Genomic DNA, 20332 nt, shown 5'->3' with positions numbered 1-20332 from the left:
CCAGCAGCTTATCGCAAGCAACTGAACAATGACCCTGTGGGTGCTCGGACTGAATCACCAGACCGCACCGGTGGAGCTGCGCGAGCGCGCGGCCTTCGCCGGTGAGGCGTTGCCGCGCGCGCTCGGTTCGCTGCGCGATACTCCGCAGATCGCCGAGGCGGTGCTGCTGTCCACCTGCAACCGCACCGAGCTGTACGCCGTGGCCGATTCGGCACAGGCGCTGGACCAGTGGCTGCACACCCAGGCCGGCGACCTGCAGGGCTACCTGTACCAGCACGCTGACGCCGAGGCCGTGCGCCACCTGTTCCGGGTCGCCACCGGGCTGGACTCGATGGTGCTGGGTGAACCGCAGATCCTCGGCCAGGTGAAGGATGCCTGGTCGACCGCGCGCGACCATGGCCTGCTCGGCCACCGCCTGGACCGCCTGTTCCAGCAGACCTTCTCGGTGGCCAAGCGTGCGCGCACCGATACCCAGGTCGGCGCCAACCCGGTATCGGTGGCGTCGGCTGCGGTGCGCCTGGCGCAGAACGCGTTCGCGCGGCTGGACGATTCCACCGTACTGCTGGTCGGTGCCGGCGAGACCATCGAACTGGCTGCACGGCACCTGAGCGAAGGCAAGGTACGCCGGCTGCTGATCGCCAACCGCACCCTCGCCCACGCGCAGGAACTGGCCAGCCGACATGGTGGCGTGGCGCTGCCGCTGACCGAACTGGACCGCCACCTGGGTGAGGCCGACGTGGTGTTCTCGGCCACCGCTGCGCGCGAACCGGTGATCCATCGCGAAATGGTGGCCAAGGCCCTGCGCGCGCGCCGGCACAAGCCGATGCTGCTGTTCGACCTGGCCGTACCGCGCGACATCGAGGCCGAGGTCGGCACGCTCAACGACGCCTTCCTCTACACCGTGGACGATCTCGAACGCGCGGTCGAAGACAACCGCCGTGGCCGCCGCGAGGCCGCCGCCGAAGCCGAGGCGATCATCGACCTGCAGGTGTCGCGCTTCGTCGAGACCCAGCAGGCCAGCGCCCATCAGGCGCCGCTGCGGCAGCTGCGCGCGTTCGGCGAAGCCACCCGTGCCGAGCTGCTGGAGCGCGCACGCCAGCAACTGGCCAACGGCAAGCCGGCCGACGAAGTGCTGGAGCTGCTTGCCCACGGCCTGACCAACCGCCTGCTGCATCCGCCGACCGCCGCCCTGCGTGCGGCCGCGCTGAGTGGCGATGCCGACCTGACCCGCGCCGCCGAGCGCCTGTTCCCGGCCACGCCGGGTTACCGCCACCCACCCGTGAGACCCGATGACGCCGACCCTGCGCCGTAAGCTGGAAGCGCTGGCCGAGCGCCGCGAAGAACTGGAACGCCTGCTCGCCGAACCCGATGTGGTCGCCGACAACACTCGTTTCCGCGACCTTTCGCGCGAATTCGCCCAACTTGAACCGATCGCCATCGCCCTGGCCGATGAAGCCCGTGCCAAGGCCGATCTGGCCGCCGCCGAAGGCATGCGCGCCGACCCGGACCTGCGCGAGCTGGCCGATGAGGAAATCGCTGCTGCACAGGCGCGCCTGCAGGAACTGGAGCAGGAGCTGGCGCTGCTGCTGGTGCCGCGCGACCCGCGTGACGAAGGCAACCTGTTCCTGGAAGTGCGCGCCGGTACCGGCGGCGACGAGGCCGCGATCTTTGCCGGCGACCTGTTCCGCATGTACGCCCGCTACGCCGAGCGCCAGGGCTGGAAGGTCGAGATCGAATCGGACAGCCCGGGCGAGCATGGCGGCTACAAGGAAGTGGTGGCGCGCGTGGTCGGGCGTGGCGCGTTCTCGCGCCTGAAGTTCGAATCGGGCACGCACCGCGTGCAGCGCGTGCCGGCCACCGAATCGCAGGGCCGCATCCATACCTCGGCGGCCACCGTGGCGATCATTCCCGAGGCCGATGAGGTCGATGACATCGTCATCAACCCGGCCGACCTGAAGGTGGATACGTTTCGTTCGTCCGGTGCCGGCGGCCAGCACGTCAACAAGACCGAATCGGCCATCCGCATCACCCACGTGCCGACCGGCGTGGTGGTGGAATGCCAGACCGAGCGCAGCCAGCACGCCAACCGCGACAAGGCGATGAAGCGCCTGAAGGCACAGCTGCTCGATGCCGAGCGCCAGCGCCAGGACGCGGCGCAGGCCGAGTCGCGGCGCCTGCAGGTGGGCAGCGGTGACCGCAGCCAGCGCATCCGCACCTACAACTTCCCGCAGGGCCGGATCACCGACCACCGCGTGGAAGGCCTGACCCTGTACGACCTGCCCAACGTGCTGGCCGGCGACCTCGACCCGCTGCTGCAGCGGCTCAGCCACGAGCACCAGGTCGACGCCCTGGCCCAGTTGTCGGCGGGCTGAGTCGCATGTCGGCCTGGCAGCAGCGGCAGCACCTGCAACAGGCGATTGCACGCCAGCCGGGCGACTTCGTCGCCTGGGTGATGCTGGCGGACCTGGAACTGGAAGCCGGCGACATCGCCGCCGGCGAGCAGGCCGCGCGCCGTGCACTGCAGCTGCGCCCGAACCACCCTGAAGCGCTGGCGCGGCTGGGCCGCGTGGCCTGGATGGCCGGCGCGCATGCCGATGCGGCGAAACTGCTCGGCCAGGCCTCGGCGTTGGCCCCGCAGCACCCGGGCATTGCCCTGTGGCTGGGCCATGCGCTGGAAGATGCCGATGATGCCGAAGGCGCGGCGGCAGCCTATCGCCGTGCGCATGCACTGATGCCGGGCGAACCCTATATCGCCGCCCAGCGCCTGGCCTGGCAGCGTCGCCTGTGCGACTGGCAGGACGTGGACGCGCTGGCGGCACAGGTACGTGGTGCACTTGCCTCTGGGCAGGGCGTGGTCGAACCGTTCGCGTTCCTCAGCGAAGATGCCAGCGCAGCCGAGCAGTTGGCCTGCGCGCGTGCCCGTGCATCCGCCGTTGCCACTTCAGTCCGGCCGTTGCCGCCAGTGAAGGTGCGTTCCCAGGGCCCGCTGCGGGTCGGCTTCCTTTCCAATGGTTTCGGCGCGCATCCCACCGGATTGTTGACCGTGGCCCTGTTCGAGCAGTTGCGTCGTGACCCGGCGTTGCAGCTGCACCTGTTCGCGTTGAACCACGATGACGGCAGCCGCATCCGCCAGCGCCTGCAGGTGGCCACGCAGCTGCATGATGTGGCCGCACTGCGCCATGCAGACACTGCTGCACGCATCCGCGCACAGGGCATCGACCTGCTGTTCGACCTGCGCGGCTGGGGCGGCGGCGGTACGCCGGAAGTGCTGGCGATGCGCCCTGCCCCGCTGCAGTTGAACTGGCTGGCCTATCCCGGCACGTCCGGTGCGCCGTGGATGGATGCGGTGATCGGCGACAGCTTCGTTCTGCCGCCGTCACTGGAACCCCACTACAGCGAGCGCGTACTGCGCCTGCCGCGTGCGTTCCAGCCCTCGGACAACACCCGCTTGCTCGAACCGGCACCGTCCCGGGCCGAGTGCGGCCTGCCCGAACAGGGCGTGGTGTTCTGCTGCTTCAACAACAGCTACAAGCTCAATCCACGCAGCATGGGCCGCGCCTTCGCGGTACTGCAGGCGGTACCCGGCAGCGTACTGTGGCTGCTGTCCGGTCCCGGCCAGGCCGACGCGCGCCTGCGCAGCGCCGCACAGGCCGCTGGCCTGGATCCGGCACGCCTGGTGTTCATGGCCAAGCTGCCACATCCGCAGTACCTGGCTCGCTATCCGCTGGCCGACCTGTTCCTCGACACGCATCCGTACAACGCGCACACCACCGCGTCCGACGCACTCTGGGCCGGCTGCCCGGTGCTGACCTGCCCCGGCGACACCTTCGCCGCGCGCGTGGCCGGCAGCCTCAATCACCATCTGGGGCTGGCACGGATGAATGTCGCCGACGATGCGGCGTTCATCGCCACCGCCAGTACGCTGGGCAATGACCCGTCGGCGCTGGCCACGCTGCGCGCCGAAGTGGCCCAGGCACGCGACCACAGTGGACTGTTCGACATGGCCGGGTTTGCCCGCAACCTGTCGGCGCTGCTGCAGCAGCTGGCTGGCGAGCATGGCTGGCAGGGCCTCGACATCGCCTGAGCGATCCCTGCGCTACGCTCGGGCTTCCTCCCCGCGTGGTGTGATGATGGCCAAGCTCAAGCGCAAGGACTACGACGAACTGCTGCTACCGCTGCAGCTGGAACTGACCGCGATGGCGCGCTGGGTACAGCACAGCGGGCAACGCCTGCTGGTGCTGTTCGAAGGCCGTGATACCGCAGGCAAAGGCGGCGCGATCCAGGCCATCAGCCAGCACCTCAACCCACGTCAATGCCGGGTGGTGGCACTGCCCAAGCCCACCAACCGCGAAGCCACGCAGTGGTACTTCCAGCGCTACGCCTCGCACCTGCCCGCCGCCGGCGAGATCGTGCTGATGGACCGCAGCTGGTACAACCGTGCAGGCGTCGAGCGGGTGATGGGTTACTGCAGCGAAACCGAGTACCAGCAGTTCCTGCATCAGGCGCCGGTATTCGAGCAACTGCTGGTGGACGACGGCATCCTGCTGTTCAAATACTGGCTGTGCGTGGATCAGGAGCAGCAGGAAAAGCGCTTCGCCGAACGCCACGTCGATCCACTGAAAGGCTGGAAGCTCTCCCCGGTCGACCTCAAATCGCGCAGCAAGTACAGCGCCTACACCGAGGCCCGCGAGGCGATGCTGCGCGCGACGCATCGCGAGGCGGCACCGTGGACGCTGGTGGATTTCAACGATCAGCGGCTGGGTCGGCTGACGCTGGTGCGCAACCTGCTGGACCGGTTGCCGGACACACGGGTGGATGCGCCCTTGCCGGAGCTGCCGAAGCTGAAGGGCAAGCTGCATCGCGAGCACTACGATGTACTGAAGCCGATCGAGGAGTTCCCGGTCGAAGATTAGGGTGGGTCGGCAGGGCTGCGCCCTGCACCTGCTCAACGCAACGGCAACAGCAACAGCAACAGCGGGCTATCCGCGGGATGGCGGGGCGGTGTGGGTGGGCAGGACACGCCGTAGACCCGTCCATGGGGGCTCGATGGCGCCATCCATGGCGCCAACGGTCCTGCCCACCCACACCGCCCCGCCTCTGACAGATCCCTGCGGCTGTTGGTAGGTGTCGACCTTGGTCGACACATCTGTCAGATATCGAATGAAATTCAGGGGTCAGATCCGTTTTCCTGCGGAAAACGGATCTGACCCCATCGACATGAAGTATTCGAACTCGATGGAGATTCATCCACGCATGGCGTGGATCTACCAGATCGCAGAAATCTGTCAGAGGCGGGGCGGTGTTGGAGTGCGGGGTGTCAGCCGCATGGATGCGGCTGCCAAGCCTACATGGACGTACTTGCGGCGTCCCCACACTCCGACACCGCCCCGCCACCACACGGAAATCGCGCTTTGGCTGTTGCTGTTGCCGTTGCTTGAATGTTTCGGCGGGTGCAGGGCGCAGCCCTGCCGATAACCCCTACTTTGCGCTGGCGATCTGCTTTTCGATGTCGGCGGCCGTCACCGGGCCAAGGAAAGTGTGCGCCAGCTTGCCCTGCGGATCCAGCAGATGCGTCAACGGCAGGCCTCGCGGCGTGGCGAAGTCCGCCGGCGGATCGAACGGGTCCACGATCACGATCGGATAGGTCACCGGATGCTTGGTCAGGAACGACTGCATCTCCGGCACCTCGATATCCTCATAGGCCAGGCCAACCACCTCGATGTTGCTGCGCATCGCATGCAGCGCCGACAGCTCCGGCATCTCCTTGCGGCACGGGGCACACCAGGTCGCCCAGAAATTCACGATCACCCACTTGCCGCGGTGCGCGGCCAGGTCGTAGTCGCTGCCATCCACCGCCTTCATCCTCAGCGTCGGGAACTCGGCAGTGGTGCGCTCGGCCGGGGTCTCTTCGACCGGTGCCGGTGTGGTCGGCGTCGGTGCCTGTGCTGGCGGCTGGCTGCTGGCGGGGGTCGGCTCCTGGGACGGTTTGCAGGCCGACAGCGCCAGCAGCAGGGCCAGCGGAAGCAGCAGCAACGGGGTCTTGCGGGTCATGGCATGTCTCCGGAATCGGTGTAGATATCGCTGACCTTGCGTTTGAGGCGTTCGCGCAGGGGCAGTCGCAGATCGTCCAGTGCCGCCAGCGCAGCACGGCCCAGTGTGTCGTCGCGGTATGGCAGATGCTGCTCGGCTACCGGAATGCGCAGCTGGGTACATTCGTACAGATCGGCCAGGCTGACCTGGTCCAGGTCGCGCGAGAGCAGCCATTCGCCACGTTCATCGCGGCGCAGCAGGCCGATCTCCTGCAGGTTGCAGGCCAGGTCCTGCAGCAGCGAATCGGTCAGCATCGGCTCCAGCCGCAGGATTTCATCATCGGCCAGGCCCTTGCCCTTGGCTCGGGCATGGTGGAAGCGGCCGAGCAGGCGCAGCAGGCCATAGAACTCGTAGCCCTGCGGCAGGCGCAGTTCCACCGGCTGGTAGCGGAAGGCGGCCATCGACGAGGACAGCGACGCGCCCAGCAGCACCGCCACCCAGCACAGGTAGATCCACAGCAGCAGGATCGGCACGAAGGCGACCGTGCCGTAGAGCTTCTGGTAGGACTGGAAGCTGCCCAGGTAGGCGCCGATGCCCCACTTCACCAGTTCCAGGATGACCGCCGCGAGAATCGCGCCGGGCACCGCGTGCCGCCATTTCACGGTGTGGTGCGGCACCACCCGGAACATCAGCGTTATACAGACGAACTCGATCAGGATCGGCGCCAGCCGCAGCGCGAACTCGGCCAGCCAGCGGCCCTCCTGGGTGCCGAACAGTGGCATCGCGAACACCCGCGCCGACACCGCCAGCGAAGCGGCAGCGAGCATTGCGCCCAGGGTCAGCACGGTCCAGTAGACCAGGAAGCGGGTCAGCTTGGGCCGGGTCGAGCCGACCCGCCAGATCTGGTTGAAGGTCTCTTCAACGCTGTTGAGGGTGATCAGCAACGAGACCACCAGTGCGATGAAGCCGGCAGCCGTGAGCTGCCCGGCACTGGCCGAGAACTGCCGCAGGTAGCCTTCGGCCGCGCGCGCGGCGTTGGGCACGAAGTTGGAGAAGACGTAATCGCTGAGCTGGTCACTCCAGCGGTCGAAGACAGGGAAGGCCGAGAGCACGCCGAACACCACGATGGCCAGCGGCACCAGCGCGAACACCGTGGTGTACGCCAGTGCCGCCGCTGCCTGGAACAGGCGGTCGTCGAGGAAGCGATGCCACAGGAAGCGGCCGAAACTGATGGCCCGTGCGCGATCCCGCGCGCGCTCCATCCACAGGTTGAGCGTATCCAAAGGTTCCATCGGCGAAAGGGTACCCGATGCGGAATGCTCGCAGGATAGCCATACTGGTGGCCACACGACGAGGAGAAGCGGGCACGATGGGCGAGATTCTGGTGCTGTACTACAGCCGGGGCGGTTCAGTGGCACGGCTGGCGCGCCAGATCGCGCGGGGCATCGGCGAAGTGCCGGGCATGACCGCGCGCCTGCGCACAGTGCCGCCGGTGGCCGCCGTGACCCAGACCGCACAACCTCCGGTCCCCGACGATGGTGCCCCCTACGTGAGCGTGCAGGACCTGGTCGAATGCCAGGGCCTGCTGCTTGGCAGCCCCACCCGCTTCGGCAACATGGCGGCGCCGGTCAAGCATTTCCTGGACGGGCTCGGCGCCGAATGGGTCAACGGCACTCTCTCCGGCAAGCCGGCCGGCGTATTCACCTCCACCGCCTCGATGCATGGCGGCCAGGAATCGACCCTGCTGTCGATGCAGGTGCCGTTGCTGCACCATGGCTGCGTGATCGTCGGCATCCCGTTCACCGAACCGGCGCTGAGTCACACCACCAGCGGCGGCACGCCGTATGGCGCCAGCCATGTGGCCGGTGCAGCCGACGACCCGCAGCCGACCGACGATGAAGCCGTGCTGGCGCGCGCGCTGGGCCGCCGGGTGGCCGACATCGCACAGCGGTTGGCCCGATGAGCGCGGCGCCGCGCACGGTCCTGCTGCTGGCCCTGATGGGGCTGGCCGCGCTGTTCGCCGGCTGGTTCATCAATGACAAGCACTGGCTGGCCACCCAGCTGGTGTTCACCGCGCCGCCGCTGGCGTTGGCCGTTGCCCTGCGACTGGGCTGGCGCAAGGCCGGTTTCTGGGCCTCGGTGCTGGCCCTGGGCTGGTTCAGCCACGGGGTGATGAGTGCCTGGAGCCACCCGGAAACACGCTGGCTGGCGCTGATCGAGATCGCGCTGGCCCTGCTGGTGATCTTCAGCGCCAGCCTGCCGGGGCTGCGCGCCCGCTTCGGCAAGCGACGCTGACGCTGCGGCCGCCGGGCCGTATCATCTGTGTTCCTGGCCCCGCGCCGCTGTACCTGTCCTGGTTTCGCGCATGCACATGATGGAAGAGCTCCTGGTCGTCACCACCGGTGGCACGATCGACAAGATCTACTTCGACGACAAGTCGGACTACCAGATCGGCGACCCCCAGATCGGCATGATCCTGCGCGAGCTGGGGGTGACGTTCCGCTTCAACGTGATTCCGATCCTGCGCAAGGATTCGCTGCACATCAACGATGAGGACCGCGAGTTGATCCGCGCCACCATCGCCGCGCAGCCGACCCGCCACGTGCTGGTGACCCACGGCACCGATTCGATGGTGCAGACCGGCCAGGTGCTGGCGACGATCCCGGAAAAGACCATCGTGATGACCGGCGCGCTGAGCCCGGCGCGTTTCCGCGGTTCGGATGCGGAGTTCAACATCGGCTGTGCGATCGGTGCGGTGCAGTCGCTGCCGAGCGGCGTGTACATCGCGATGAACGGGCGGATTTTCGACCCGCAGCACGTGCGCAAGAACGTGGCCGCGAACCGCTTCGAATCGGTCTGAGGAACAGCGTGCCGACCAAGGTCGGCACCTACCACGACGCGGCGGCTCGTATCACCGCGCGTCCCCATGCAAAAACGCCCCGGCCGGAGCCGGGGCGTGCCCATGGAGAGGGGCTTGGGCTCAGTACTGGGCGTTGAGAGTCAGGCCCGAGAAGGTGCTGTAGGCCTTCACCCGCACATACCACGTGCCGGCAGCCGGACTGTTGATGGTGCAGGTCTCGCTGTTGCCGCTCAGGTACGGGCGGCAGGTGTAGGCGGTATCGGTCGGGGCACTGCCCTGGCGCACGTACAGGTCGGCATCACCGCTGCCGCCACTGATCGCCACGCGCAGCTGGGTGCTGCCGGCCGGAACGTTCACGGTGTAACTCAGCGAAGCGCCGCTGGCAGCGCCGAGGCCGGTGACCGGGACGTTGTTCTGCAGCACGTTGCCGCCCGGGTTCGGGCCACCGCCGTTGATCGCCGCAGCCACGGCCGCATCGGCGTCGATGATGCCGGCGCCGCAGCCGCCCGAGCAGGCGCCCGGCAGCGGACGTGCGGTGCTCTTGATGATGCTCTCCACCTGCGCCGGGCTCAGCGGGCTCGGGGCTACGGACTGCATCAGCGCGACCACGCCGGCCACGTGCGGTGCTGCCATCGAGGTGCCGTTGTACGAAGCGTAGCTGGCGCTGCCCGGGGTGGTGGTGCCGCTGTTGAGGGTGGACAGGATGCCCTGGCCCGGTGCCGAGATATCGATGCCGTTGCCATAGTTGGAGAAGCTGGCACGTGCACCGGCCGAGGTGGTGGCCGCCACTGCGATCACGTTCGGGCAGTTGGCCGGCACCGACGAGGACACGTTGGTGTTGCTGTTGCCGGCGGCGACCACCACGGTGGTGCCACGGCCGACAGCGCCATTGATCGCGTTCTGGTAGGTAGTCGAGCAGCTGCCGCCACCGCCGAGCGAGAGGTTGATCACTTCGGCCGGATTGGCATTGGCCGGCACGCCGCTGACGCTGCCGCCGGAAGCCCACACAATCGCGTCGGCGATGTCGGAGGTGTAGCCGCCGCACTTGCCGAGCACACGCACCGGCACGACCTTGGCGTTGAACGCGGTACCGGCCACGCCGGTGCTGTTGTTGGTCACCGCCGCCACCGTGCCGGCCACGTGGGTACCGTGCCAGCTGGAGTTCGAACCCGGGTAGCCCGCCTGGCACTCGTTGTCGCCGTACCAGTCGCCCTCATCGTTCGGGTTGTTGTCGCGGCCGTTGCCGTCGCGCGCCATCGCCGCATCACTGATGAAGTCGTAGCCCGGCAGGATGTTGGCATTGAGGTCGGCGTGGTTGGTGATGCCGGTGTCGATCACCGCCACGACCACACCGGTTCCGGTGGCCTTGTCCCAGGCCGGCCGGATGTTGATGCCGGCATTGGAGGTGCCGAAGCCCCATTGCTCGCTGAAGCGGGTGTCGTTCGGGGTCAGGGTGGCACGCATGATCTGGTCGACTTCAACGTATTCCACGTTCGGGTCGGCGGCCAGCTTGCGCATCAGCTGCTCGGATTCGGCCTGGTCGAGCGGACGATCGGTCTTGACCAGGGTCGGGCCGACGGCCAGCTTGCGGACCTGCTGCAGGCCCAGCGCGCGGCCCTGGCTGCTGGCCAGGCCGGCGGCGGCACTCTTCAGCGAAGAGGCCAGTGCGGTGGTGTTGGCCACCGGCGCGCTGCCGTCGCGGTACTTCACGATGAAACGCTGGTGGGTCTGTGCGGACTGCAGGCCGCTGAGCTGGACATCACCGGCCAGCGCAGGCGTGGCCAGCAGCAGCGATGACAGAACGGACGCACCAAGGACCACCCACACTCGACGCACACGCGGTTGCGTTACCTGGGACATCGTATTTCCCTTTCTTGTGGTGTGAATGCCGGAATCGGCAGAAGCACCGGCCCGAACCCTGGGCTGGCTTGCATTAGCGAGGTTCGAAGTCCGGCGAGTCAGCGGATCCCCCTAACGATCCGCCGTGCAGATGACGCTAATGACCAAAACCGGACACCACAAGATTTTCAGCGTCTTTTCAGCAAGATGAAATGTTCGTTCTGAGACTTTTCGGGTCGAGGGTTTGTGAAGGTGAAGGAACTTTCTCCTGCCCTGCACGCACCTGACTGGGTCATCACATGTCCTGCGATGACTTTGCCGACATCGGCGTCCACTGCTGACACCAACGACGGCGCAGCGTGCCCGCGGCGTGCCTGCCCATCGCGTCGGACGCGCTGACTACTTTGCCTGCGGGAGGCGCGCCGGCCGGATCCGCTGACCTTTGACCGGCTCGCCGCGTGCAACCGGCTGGCCATCGGCCACATAACCGGAGAACTGTGCTGGCAGCGCTTCGCCGACACCGAACACGGGCCCGGCCTGCAGCTGGTAGTGCAGGTGCGGCTCGGAGGAGTTGCCGCTGTTGCCACAGTCACCGAGGTGCGCGCCGCTGCGGACAGCCTGTCCCTGCGCCACACGCACACTGCCCTGGCGCAGGTGCGCCAGCACCGAGTATTCCTCGTTGCCGTGGTCGAGGATGACGCGGTTGCCGGTGAGCTGGGCGGCATTCATCTGGCCCGGCACGTTGTCGGCGACACCCTCGATCACCTCCACCACCGTGCCGTCGGCGGGCGCGAGGATCGGGCGACCGAAGCAGTAGTAATCATCGTTGCGCAGGCCATCGCCACGGTGCGACCGGCCATCGCGGACCACCAGCAGATCCAGCGCGAAGCGCTGGCCGGCATGGGCCGCATGGTAGTTCTGTTCGACACTGCGCCCGCCCCAGAACACGAAGTACTCATCGTCGAACGGCAGTTGCAGCCGTGTGCGGGTCTGATAGTCGAGGAACCCGCTCGCTGCGGCCTGCGGCGGCGTGGTCTGTAGCGGGCGGATGTAGAAGCCGCCAATCCGCCCGTCGGCATCGATGGCCCACAGCACCTGGATCAGGTCCGGGCTCCTGGCGAAGCGCACCTGCCGCAGATAGGTGTCGAATCCATCAACCTTCTCGACCTTCTCACTGACCAGCTCGGTTTCTGCGCCCCAGCCCGCCAGCACCTGCTCGCGCAGCGCCACCAGGTTCTGCGGGGACTGCAGCCCCGCCTGCATCTGCGGCGTCATCCGTTCCCACAGTGCGTCGATGTGCCCTTCGTAGAACTGCGTGGTCAGCGCAGCTCCCTGTTGGCGCGGATCTGCAGCCGCAGCCGCGCCGATGAGGGCAGAGAAGGAAACAACCAGAACTGCAAACAGGCGCGGGAGCAATGTCATGTCAGGCGTCCTTTCGATCCGGATCGGGAATGCCGGCAACGATCGCCGCCAGCTGTGTGCGGTACTCGGCCAGGGCAGTGCGGCCCATCGGCGTCAACTGCAGGGTGGTCAGCGGGCGCTTGCCGCGGAACGACTTGTCGATGGCGACCAGTCCAGCAGCCTCCAGCTTGCTCAGATGGCTGGACAGGTTGCCCTTGCTCAACCCGCTGAGATGTTCGACAAAACCGAACTCGGCCGATTCGGCACCTGCCAGGATCGACAGGATCAGCAGGCGTGCCGGCTCGTGGATCAAGCGGTCGAGCTGGAGCAGCGCTCTGGAGTCAGGCAGCTGGGTCATTCGGCGTTCGTCCGCGCCGCCATGAACGCGCGCATCTCTACCTGCAGCCGGTGGAAGCGCTGGTGGTCACGCCAGCCGACCACGATCAGTGCGATGGATGCCAGCGGGAACACCGCCGTGCTCGGGCCGAAGCCATACGCCTGCCCGGTGAAGGCCAGCGCGGCCTGGCACAACAGGAACACGCCCACGATGAACTCCAGCGGTGTACGCAGCCAGCGCCACACCACCCAGGGCAGCAGCGCTACCACGGCCAGGTAACCGATGGCGCGCAGGTCCCAGGGCAGCTCGCCCATCGGCGCCAGCCGGGTCAGCACGCTGCCGATCACCAGCACGCTTACCAGCGCGGTGAAGGCAATGAAGAAGCGCTGGAAATTGCGCTCGACCGGCGTGACCTGCTCCTCGACCTGGCCCAGCCGCTGGTAGTAACGGCGTGCCAGCCATTGCTTGCCGACGATCCACAGCACCGGCACGGCAATCAGCACGATGCGCAGCGCCAGGGTGGTCGGCAGCAGCGCGCCGGCAAGGAACGAGGCCAGGCAGGCAATGCCGCCTGCCATCGCCGACAGGCCCCCGGCACTTCGCGAGTACCGCGAATATTCACGGGTCAGCGCCTGCAGGCGCGAGGAAGGATCAATGACGGACGGCTGCTGCATGACACGCTCCATCGGGGTCGCTTGAATTTAGTTTGCAGTGCAAACCTATTTGCGTCAAGCGCCCGCCTGCTGCGGTCGCCGGGCGGGCCCACAACGCAGAAAGCCCGTCACTGGGACGGGCTTTCAAGAAGAACCGCCGGGCATGGCCCGGCGCTACCGGTTCAACGCGGGCGATCAGCCCAGCTTGACCAGCCAGTTGTGGCGGTCCGGCAGGCGGCCGTACTGGATGTCGGTCAGTTCCTTGCGCAGCGACATGGTCACTTCGCCGGCCGGTGCGTTGATGTCGCCCACCGAGAAGCCCTCGCCCTTCAGCTGGCCGATCGGGGTGACCACCGCCGCGGTGCCGCAGGCGAACACTTCGGTGATCTCGCCGGAGGCAACGCCGTCCTTCCACTCGTCGATGCTGACCTTGCGCTCTTCGACCTTCATGCCGCGGTCGCGGGCCAGCTGCAGGATGCTCTCGCGGGTGATGCCTTCGAGGATGCTGCCGGACAGCTGCGGGGTAACCAGCGTGCCGTCCTTGTAGACCAGGAACACATTCATGCCACCCAGTTCTTCCAGGTACTTGCCTTCGACCGGGTCGAGGAACAGCACCTGCGAGCAGCCCTGTGCCTGTGCCTTCTGCTGCGGCAGCAGCGAAGCCGCGTAGTTGCCACCGCACTTGGCGGCACCGGTGCCGCCCTTGGCTGCACGTGCGTATTCGGTCGACAGCCAGATCGACACCGGGGCGACGCCCTTGGCGAAGTACGGGCCGGCCGGGCTGGCGATCACGTAGTAGCCGGCCTTGTGCGCGCCGCGCACGCCGAGGAAAGCTTCGTCGCCGATCATGAACGGACGGAAGTACAGGCTCGACTCATCGGCCGACGGCACCCAGGCGCTGTCGACGGCGATCAACTGCTTCAGCGATTCAACGAAGATCTCCACCGGCAGTTCCGGCAGCGCCAGGCGCTGCGCCGAACGCTGCAGGCGACGGCCGTTGGCATCCGGGCGGAAGGTCCAGATCGAACCGTCGGCATGGCGGTAGGCCTTGATGCCCTCGAAGATTTCCTGGCCGTAGTGCAGCACGGCCGCGGCCGGGTCCAGCTGCAGCGGGCCATAGGCGCGCACGTTGGCGTTGTGCCAGCCGGTGTCCTTGTCCCAGCGCACTTCCACCATGTGGTCGGTGAAGTGCAGGCCGAAACCCGGCTTCTCCAGGATCTGGGCGCGCTCTTCAGCGCTGCGCGGGTGGTCCGAACGGGTGACGGCGAAGCTGGGAATGGACTGGGACACCGGAGATTTCCTGTTCTGGTTGCGGGTAATGCCCGGCCCGCGTCACTGCGGGCCGTGGGTCAAAGCATGCCGGTCTCGAGCCGGGCCGCCTCGGACATCATGTGCTGGTTCCACGGCGGGTCGAACACCAGGTCGACGTCGGCCTCGGCCACCGTCGGGATCATTTCGAGCTTGCTGCGCACGTCGTCGACCAGGATCTCACCCATGCCGCAACCCGGTGCGGTCAGGGTCATCTTCACGTCGATCTCGCGCTTGCCTTCGTCCAGGTGCTTGATCTCGACCTCGTAGACCAGGCCCAGTTCGACGATGTTCACCGGAATTTCCGGATCAAAGCAGGTGCGCAGCTGCTGCCACACCAGCTGTTCCACCTGTTCATCGGTGGCGTCAGCCGGCAGCTCGAGCGGTGCCGGTGCCTCCTTGCCGATGGCGTCGCCGTCCTTGCCGGCGATGCGGAACAGGTTGCCCTCGACGAACACCGAATAACTGCCGCCCAGCGCCTGGGTGATGTACCCATAGCTGCCGGCGGGCAGGGTCACGGTGTCGCCCTGCGGGACCATCACGGCCTCGCAATCGCGTTCGAAGTGGACAGGTTCGCTGCTACGGGAATACATGGGGACCGATATGGGGCCGTGGCCAAGGCCACGCAAGACGGCATTCTAGCCCAGCCGCCCTGCCGCCGCCGGTGCACTGCGGCAAACCACAGTATCCTGTGGGTGATCTTCAGGGAGCTTCGATGTCCTCCAATGCCGCGCGTGCCAGGACCGTGACCTGGCTCTGGCCCATCATGCTGTTACTGGGTCTGCTTGTTGCTCCCCTCGCCTGGATGATGCTGGCGCTGATGACCGGCCGGCAGGTCGGCTGGATGGCGGTACTGACCGCCCTGGAACTGGTGTTCATGCTGCGCATGGGCACGCTGGGCCCGGGCCGGCTGCGCATTGCCCTGGTCGTGCTGGGCACCCTGCTGGTGGCGGCCGTGGCCAACTGGGCCATCGCCAGCGCGTGGATGGGCGGCTCGATCGGGCTGGACCTGTGGGACGCCACCCTGCGGATGGGCCCGCACCTGGCCTGGACCCTGATCACCCTCGCCAATGGCGCGATGGAATGGCTGTGGCTGGCCCTGGGCGTGGCCGTGGGCGCCTGGCTGGCGCGCTGACCCACCGGCAGGTAGTGCCGGCCGCTGGCCGGCAAAAGCATGCGGACCAAGGTCCGCACCTACCGGGCACAGCCGCCATGCGTGGATGGGGGTAGTGCCGGCCGCTGGCCGGCAAATGCGTGCGGACCAAGGTCCGCACCTACCCGATGCAACCACCACGCGTGGATTCGGTAGTGCCGGCCGTTGGCCGGCAGAAGCGTGCGGACCAGGGTCCGCACCTACCGGGCACAGCCGCCATGCGTGGATGGGGGTAGTGCCGGCCGCTGGCCGGCAAATGCGTGCGGGCCAAGGTCCGCACCAACCCGATGCAGCCGCCGCTCAATGCCCGCCGTCGAGCGCCTTCAGTTCGCTCACCAGCGAGGCCGCCGCTTCCGCACCATCGCCGTACAGCATGCGGGTGTTGTCGGCGTAGAACAGCGCATTCTCGATGCCGGCAAAACCGGTGCCCTTGCCGCGCTTGATCACCACCACGTTGCGCGCATTGACCACATCCAGCACCGGCATGCCGTAGATCGGGCTGGCCGGGTCGGTACGTGCCACCGGATTGACCACGTCGTTGGCACCGATCACCAGCACCACATCGGTGTTGGCAAATTCCGGGTTGATGTCGTCCATGTCGGCGATCAGGTCGTAGGGCACACCCGCTTCGGCCAGCAGCACGTTCATGTGCCCAGGCATGCGCCCAGCCACCGGGTGGATCGCGAACTTCACCTTCACCCCGCGCTGGCCCAACCGCTGCGCCAGCTCCCAGATCTTGTGCTGGGCCTGCGCCACCGCCATGCCATAACCGGGCACGATCACCACGCGTTCGGCGTAGGCCATCATCGCCGCGACGTCCGACGCTTCAATCGGCTTCTGCGCGCCAGTGATCGCCTGCGCTTCGCCGCCGGCGCCGCCGCCGAAGTTGGAGAACAACACGTTGCGGATCGGCCGGTTCATCGCCTTGGCCATCAGCCGGGTCAGCAGGATGCCCGCCGCGCCGACCATCATGCCGGCGATGATCAGCGCCTCGTTGCCCAGCACATAGCCTTCGAACGACACCGCCAGGCCGGTGAACGCGTTGTACAGCGAGATCACCACCGGCATGTCGGCGCCACCGATCGGCAGCGTCATCAGCACGCCCAGTGCCAGTGCCAGCACGAAGAACGCGACGATCGCCCAGGTGTTGAGCGTGCTGGCCGCGATGATCGCCAGCACCACCACCGCCAGTGCCACCAGCAGGTTCATCACCTGCTGGCCCGGCCAGGTCACCCGCTTGTCCAGGCGGCCATCGAGCTTGGCCCAGGCAATCACCGAGCCGGACAGCGACACCGCACCGATGGCCGCGCCGACCACCGCCAGCAGCAGCACCATGCCCGAGGGTTGGCGGGCAGCGAGGTCGGCCAGCGCCTGTGCGCTCCAGTGGCTGGTATCACGGTTGGCGAGGAAGGCGTAGCGCAGCAGTTCCACTGCACCGATGGCCGCGGCCGAGCCGCCGCCCATGCCGTTGTACAGCGCCACCATCTGCGGCATGTCGGTGATGGCAACCTTGCCGGCCGACCACCAGGCCAGGCCCGCGCCAAGCAGCAGCGCCACCAGGATCAGCGGCACGTTATGCAGTTCGGGCAGGAAGAAAGTCGCCACCGTGGCCAGCAGCATGCCCAGCCCGGCCCAGCGGATGCCGCTGCGCGCGGTCAGCGGCGAGGCCATGCGCTGCAGGCCCAGCAGGAACAGCGTGGCGGCGACGAGGTAGCTGGCCTTGACCAGCCAATCGAGCAGTTCGACGGTGCTGATGTTCAAGCCTGCGGCTCCTTCGGCTCGTCCTTGCCGCCCTTGGGCGCGCTCGGCTTGAACATTTCCAGCATGCGCGCGGTGACCACGTAGCCACCGGCGGCGTTGCCGGCACCAAGCACCACGGCGAGGAAGCCCAGGGCTTTCTCCAGCGGTGTCTGCGCGTGCCCCAGCACCACCATCGCACCAATCAGCACGATGCCGTGGATGAAGTTGGAGCCCGACATCAGCGGGGTATGCAGGATCACCGGCACCCGCGAAATGATCACGTGGCCGGCGATGGCTGCCAGCATGAAGATGTACAGCGCTACGAACCCGTCACTCACCGGCAACGCTCCCGCTCTGTCTTCGTCGGCCCATCATAACCATGGGCTGAACCCGGCGTGCACCCGGCGTCAACCGAAGTGGCGCTCACGCGTTGTCGATGGTGACCCCGAGCGAGGAACCGTACCCTGTGCTGGTGAGCAGCCCCGTCCCCCCGAGCGCCGAGACCGATGCCCTGCCGGCATCGCTGGAAGCGTTCCTGGCCAGTGTTGGCCCGCGCGCGTTCCGCTTCGCCGAGGCCGGCCTGCGCCAGCGCGAAGACGCCATGGACGCGGTGCAGGACACGCTGCTGCGCATGCTGGACTACGCCGACAAGCCGGCTGCCGAATGGGCCCCGCTGTTCTGGAGCATCCTGCGCCGACGCGTGATCGACGTGCAGCGCCGGCGCCGCTTCCGACTGCCGTTCTGGCGCGACAACCAGGACGCGGAAGGCGGCGAGATCGACTGGGCCGACCCCGGCCCGGACCCGGCACAGGCGCACGAACAGCGCCAGCAGTACCAACAGCTGGTGGACGCGTTGCGCCGCCTGCCCGCCCGCCAGCGCGAGGCCTTCACCCTGCGCGTGCTGCAGGACCTGGACGGGGCCACCACCGCCCGCGCCATGGGCTGCAGCGAAGGCGCGGTAAAAACCCATCTGGCACGCGCCCGCCAGGCGCTGCAGGATTATCTGGAGACCCACCCGTGAACCGCTCCCTGCCTTCCGATGACACCCTGCGCAGCCTGCACGCTCAGTCGCTGCACGCGCTGTCGCCGGCAACGCTGGCCCGGCTGCGCCAGGCTCGCCACGGCGCCACGGCTGCCCATCGCGGGCGCTGGCGCTGGTGGCTGGCCAGTGCCTGTTCACTGGTGGTGGCACTGGGTATCGGCCTGCAGTTCACCGGCCACGGCACCCTGACGGGCCCTGCGCCGGCACCTGTGCTTGCCTCGGCAGAAGACAACAGCGCGCTCTACGACGAAAATCCCGATCTGTACCTGTGGCTGGGCGACACCGACCTGGCGATGGAGTGAATCATGTCCCGACTGCACACCCTGCCCCTGCTGATGACCCTGTTGCTGCTGCCGGCCTTCCCGGCACTGGCGCAGAGCGCCGCGCCCGCATCTGCCGCACGCCCTGCGCCGGCCGCACCGCTGCCGGCGTGGGAACACCTGAGCGAAGCGCAGCGCGAATCCCTGCTGGCGCCGCTGCGCGACCGCTGGAACAGCGCCGATGCCGGCCAGCGCCAGCGCATGCTTTCGCATGGCCAGCGCTGGCAATCGATGAGCCCGGAGGAGCGCGACAAGGCCCGCCGTGGCCTGCGCCGCTTCGAGCACATGAACCCGGAACAGCGTGAGCAGGCCCGGGCCCTGTTCGGTCAGATGCGGAACATGCCGCCGGAACAGCGCGACGCCCTGCGCGAGCGCTGGTCGCAGATGACGCCGGAACAACGCAAGGACTGGGTGCGCGACAACCCGCCGCCGGCGAAGCCGCGGTAACGCCGGCATCCGCAGGGTGGGTGCGGACCCTGGTCCGCACGCTGGGCCGTTCCTCCACGCATGGCGTGGATCTACCGGGAAGGCAACCGGCGCTACCGGCTCACGCCTGCCAGCGTGTCTTCGCCAGCAACTCGTCGTCCCAGTCGAAACTGAGCTCCCCTTCGCGCACGAACAAGGCGACGAAGTTGAGCAGGTTGCGCGCGTACATCTCGCTGGCCTGGGTCGCGCCGCGGCTGGCCAGGCCAAGCGGGCCATCGATGGTCACGCCCTGATGTTCGATGCACTGCCCCGGCTGGGTCAGTGCGCAGTTGCCGCCGCTCTCTGCCGCCAGATCGACAATGACGCTGCCGGTGGCCATGCCTTCCACCATCGCGGCAGTCACGATCGTCGGCGCCGGTCGCCCCGGTACCGCTGCCGTGCAGATCACCACATCCACGCTGCGCAGGTGGTCGGCCAGCCGGCGCTGCTGCTCGGCGCGTTCCTCATCGGTCAACGCACGCGCATAGCCGCCTTCACCGGCTGCACTCACACCAAGATCAAGGAAGCGCGCGCCCAGCGACTGGATCTGCTCGCGGGTTTCCGGGCGCACGTCGAAACCTTCCACCTGTGCACCGAGACGACGTGCGGTGGCGATGGCCTGCAGACCGGCCACACCGGCACCGATCACCAGCACCTTGGCCGGGCGCACGGTACCGGCGGCGGTGGTCAGCATCGGGAAGAAACGCGGCGCACGCTCGGCCGCGATCAGTGCCGCCTTGTAACCGGCCATGCCGGCCTGCGAGCTGAGTACATCCATCGCCTGCGCGCGGGTGGTGCGCGGCAGCTGCTGCAGTGGGAACAGGTGCAGGCGGTCGCCAGCGGCCAATGCCGCAAGCGCCGGATCGCTGGCCGGGGTCAGCAGGCCGACCACGCTGGCAGTGGGCTTGAGCTGCTCCAGCACCGCCACCGGCGGTGCCTGCACGCACAGCAGGATATCGATCTCGGCCCAGCGACCTACATCGAACACACGTGCACCGGCGTCGTCATAGGCAGCATCGGTAAATCCCGCCGCCAGACCGGCGCCGGCCTCATACCAGACAGTGATGCCCAAGGCACCGAGCTTGCGCGCGGTTTCCGGCGTCAACGCCACGCGCCGTTCGCCCGGCGCGGTCTCCTTGATCCCCAGCAACGCCACGGCCATGCAGGTCCCCGCTGATCGGTGA

The 20332-nt window shown here is 67.6% G+C and carries 22 protein-coding genes; 11 read left to right on the top strand and 11 right to left on the bottom strand.

All coding sequences use genetic code 11. The features are described from left to right. Window positions 1-28 precede the first annotated feature (28 nt). From hemA to ppk2, 4 genes are read left to right on the top strand one after another with little or no spacing between them, the layout of a single operon-like run. Entirely contained in the window at window positions 29-1312 is a 1284-nt protein-coding gene (hemA, locus tag ACZK3J_RS03740; RefSeq protein ID WP_132809285.1) for a glutamyl-tRNA reductase, read from the top strand. Next, complete coding sequence (gene prfA / locus ACZK3J_RS03735) at window positions 1290-2372, top strand: peptide chain release factor 1 (RefSeq protein WP_010481754.1); 1083 nt, start codon at window positions 1290-1292, stop codon at window positions 2370-2372. Before hemA ends, prfA begins: the two co-directional genes overlap by 23 nt. 5 nt (window positions 2373-2377) lie before the next feature. After that, window positions 2378-4084: an O-linked N-acetylglucosamine transferase, SPINDLY family protein gene (locus tag ACZK3J_RS03730; protein WP_478476423.1), complete on the top strand. Its 1707-nt coding sequence runs from the start codon at window positions 2378-2380 to the stop codon at window positions 4082-4084. Window positions 4085-4130: 46 nt separating this feature from the next. Continuing rightward, window positions 4131-4913: a polyphosphate kinase 2 gene (ppk2, locus tag ACZK3J_RS03725; protein ID WP_100437955.1), complete on the top strand. Its 783-nt coding sequence runs from the start codon at window positions 4131-4133 to the stop codon at window positions 4911-4913. Between the two features lie 565 nt (window positions 4914-5478). Here the strand turns inward: ppk2 and ACZK3J_RS03720 are convergent. Then, window positions 5479-6051 carry a TlpA family protein disulfide reductase gene (locus ACZK3J_RS03720; RefSeq protein WP_478476422.1) on the bottom strand — a complete coding sequence of 191 codons (573 nt, stop codon included), beginning with the start codon at window positions 6049-6051 and terminating at the stop codon, window positions 5479-5481. Beyond that, window positions 6048-7322: a YihY family inner membrane protein gene (locus ACZK3J_RS03715; protein ID WP_032130426.1), complete on the bottom strand. Its 1275-nt coding sequence runs from the start codon at window positions 7320-7322 to the stop codon at window positions 6048-6050. Before ACZK3J_RS03715 ends, ACZK3J_RS03720 begins: the two co-directional genes overlap by 4 nt. A 77-nt stretch (window positions 7323-7399) precedes the next feature. Between ACZK3J_RS03715 and wrbA the strand changes: the two genes are divergently transcribed. From wrbA to ACZK3J_RS03700, 3 genes are all read left to right on the top strand, one after another. After that, window positions 7400-7993: an NAD(P)H:quinone oxidoreductase gene (wrbA, locus tag ACZK3J_RS03710; RefSeq protein WP_012510135.1), complete on the top strand. Its 594-nt coding sequence runs from the start codon at window positions 7400-7402 to the stop codon at window positions 7991-7993. Continuing rightward, window positions 7990-8325, top strand: coding sequence for a DUF2069 domain-containing protein (locus ACZK3J_RS03705; RefSeq protein ID WP_032130425.1), 336 nt, complete (start codon window positions 7990-7992; stop codon window positions 8323-8325). Before wrbA ends, ACZK3J_RS03705 begins: the two co-directional genes overlap by 4 nt. Window positions 8326-8404: 79 nt before the next feature. After that, a complete protein-coding gene (locus ACZK3J_RS03700) occupies window positions 8405-8890 on the top strand; it encodes an asparaginase domain-containing protein (RefSeq protein ID WP_041864473.1) in 486 nt (161 codons plus the stop codon). Between the two features lie 120 nt (window positions 8891-9010). Here ACZK3J_RS03700 and ACZK3J_RS03695 read toward each other — a convergent pair whose 3' ends face one another. The 6 genes from ACZK3J_RS03695 to sufT form a co-directional block, all read right to left on the bottom strand. Continuing rightward, on the bottom strand, window positions 9011-10750 hold the full coding sequence (locus tag ACZK3J_RS03695) for a S8 family peptidase (RefSeq protein WP_004144921.1): 1740 nt from the start codon (window positions 10748-10750) through the stop codon (window positions 9011-9013). Between the two features lie 378 nt (window positions 10751-11128). Continuing rightward, window positions 11129-12151, bottom strand: a complete 1023-nt coding sequence (locus ACZK3J_RS03690) for a M23 family metallopeptidase (protein ID WP_478476421.1) — start codon at window positions 12149-12151, stop codon at window positions 11129-11131. 1 nt (window position 12152) lies between these two features. Next, the gene (locus ACZK3J_RS03685; RefSeq protein WP_012510131.1) at window positions 12153-12488 is read right to left on the bottom strand and encodes a transcriptional regulator; all 336 of its coding nucleotides are present in this window, start codon (window positions 12486-12488) and stop codon (window positions 12153-12155) included. Continuing rightward, window positions 12485-13141: a hypothetical protein gene (locus ACZK3J_RS03680; RefSeq protein ID WP_478476420.1), complete on the bottom strand. Its 657-nt coding sequence runs from the start codon at window positions 13139-13141 to the stop codon at window positions 12485-12487. The genes ACZK3J_RS03685 and ACZK3J_RS03680 overlap by 4 nt, the downstream gene beginning before the upstream one ends. A 174-nt stretch (window positions 13142-13315) precedes the next feature. Then, window positions 13316-14410 (bottom strand): branched-chain amino acid aminotransferase, encoded by a 1095-nt coding sequence (locus ACZK3J_RS03675; protein ID WP_049463521.1) that lies wholly within the window; start codon window positions 14408-14410, stop codon window positions 13316-13318. Window positions 14411-14469: 59 nt separating this feature from the next. Then, the gene (sufT, locus tag ACZK3J_RS03670) at window positions 14470-15021 is read right to left on the bottom strand and encodes a putative Fe-S cluster assembly protein SufT (RefSeq protein WP_005415385.1); all 552 of its coding nucleotides are present in this window, start codon (window positions 15019-15021) and stop codon (window positions 14470-14472) included. 122 nt (window positions 15022-15143) lie between these two features. Between sufT and ACZK3J_RS03665 the strand changes: the two genes are divergently transcribed. Next, the gene (locus ACZK3J_RS03665) at window positions 15144-15563 is read left to right on the top strand and encodes a hypothetical protein (RefSeq protein WP_125895495.1); all 420 of its coding nucleotides are present in this window, start codon (window positions 15144-15146) and stop codon (window positions 15561-15563) included. Window positions 15564-15881: 318 nt separating this feature from the next. On the opposite strand, the gene ACZK3J_RS03660 is transcribed toward ACZK3J_RS03665, so the two are convergent. Together ACZK3J_RS03660 and ACZK3J_RS03655 are read right to left on the bottom strand one after the other, a co-directional pair. Beyond that, window positions 15882-17342 (bottom strand): NAD(P)(+) transhydrogenase (Re/Si-specific) subunit beta, encoded by a 1461-nt coding sequence (locus tag ACZK3J_RS03660; protein ID WP_032130084.1) that lies wholly within the window; start codon window positions 17340-17342, stop codon window positions 15882-15884. Next, the gene (locus ACZK3J_RS03655; RefSeq protein ID WP_005408173.1) at window positions 17339-17659 is read right to left on the bottom strand and encodes an NAD(P) transhydrogenase subunit alpha part 2; all 321 of its coding nucleotides are present in this window, start codon (window positions 17657-17659) and stop codon (window positions 17339-17341) included. The genes ACZK3J_RS03660 and ACZK3J_RS03655 overlap by 4 nt, the downstream gene beginning before the upstream one ends. 98 nt (window positions 17660-17757) lie before the next feature. Between ACZK3J_RS03655 and ACZK3J_RS03650 the strand changes: the two genes are divergently transcribed. The 3 genes from ACZK3J_RS03650 to ACZK3J_RS03640 are packed head-to-tail and all read left to right on the top strand — an operon-like array spanning window position 17758 to window position 19130. After that, window positions 17758-18342 (top strand): RNA polymerase sigma factor, encoded by a 585-nt coding sequence (locus tag ACZK3J_RS03650; protein WP_279912947.1) that lies wholly within the window; start codon window positions 17758-17760, stop codon window positions 18340-18342. Next, entirely contained in the window at window positions 18339-18665 is a 327-nt protein-coding gene (locus tag ACZK3J_RS03645; RefSeq protein ID WP_032130086.1) for a hypothetical protein, read from the top strand. Before ACZK3J_RS03650 ends, ACZK3J_RS03645 begins: the two co-directional genes overlap by 4 nt. A gap of 3 nt (window positions 18666-18668) precedes the next feature. Then, entirely contained in the window at window positions 18669-19130 is a 462-nt protein-coding gene (locus ACZK3J_RS03640; RefSeq protein WP_279912948.1) for a DUF3106 domain-containing protein, read from the top strand. A gap of 100 nt (window positions 19131-19230) precedes the next feature. On the opposite strand, the gene ACZK3J_RS03635 is transcribed toward ACZK3J_RS03640, so the two are convergent. Beyond that, on the bottom strand, window positions 19231-20310 hold the full coding sequence (locus ACZK3J_RS03635) for an NAD(P) transhydrogenase subunit alpha (RefSeq protein ID WP_032130088.1): 1080 nt from the start codon (window positions 20308-20310) through the stop codon (window positions 19231-19233). Window positions 20311-20332: the final 22 nt, after the last annotated feature.

The organism is Stenotrophomonas sp. 86428_Sma, from assembly GCF_056481585.1.
The sequence above is the reverse complement of the archived record's forward strand: the minus strand, read 5'-3'. Positions and strand labels throughout refer to the sequence as shown.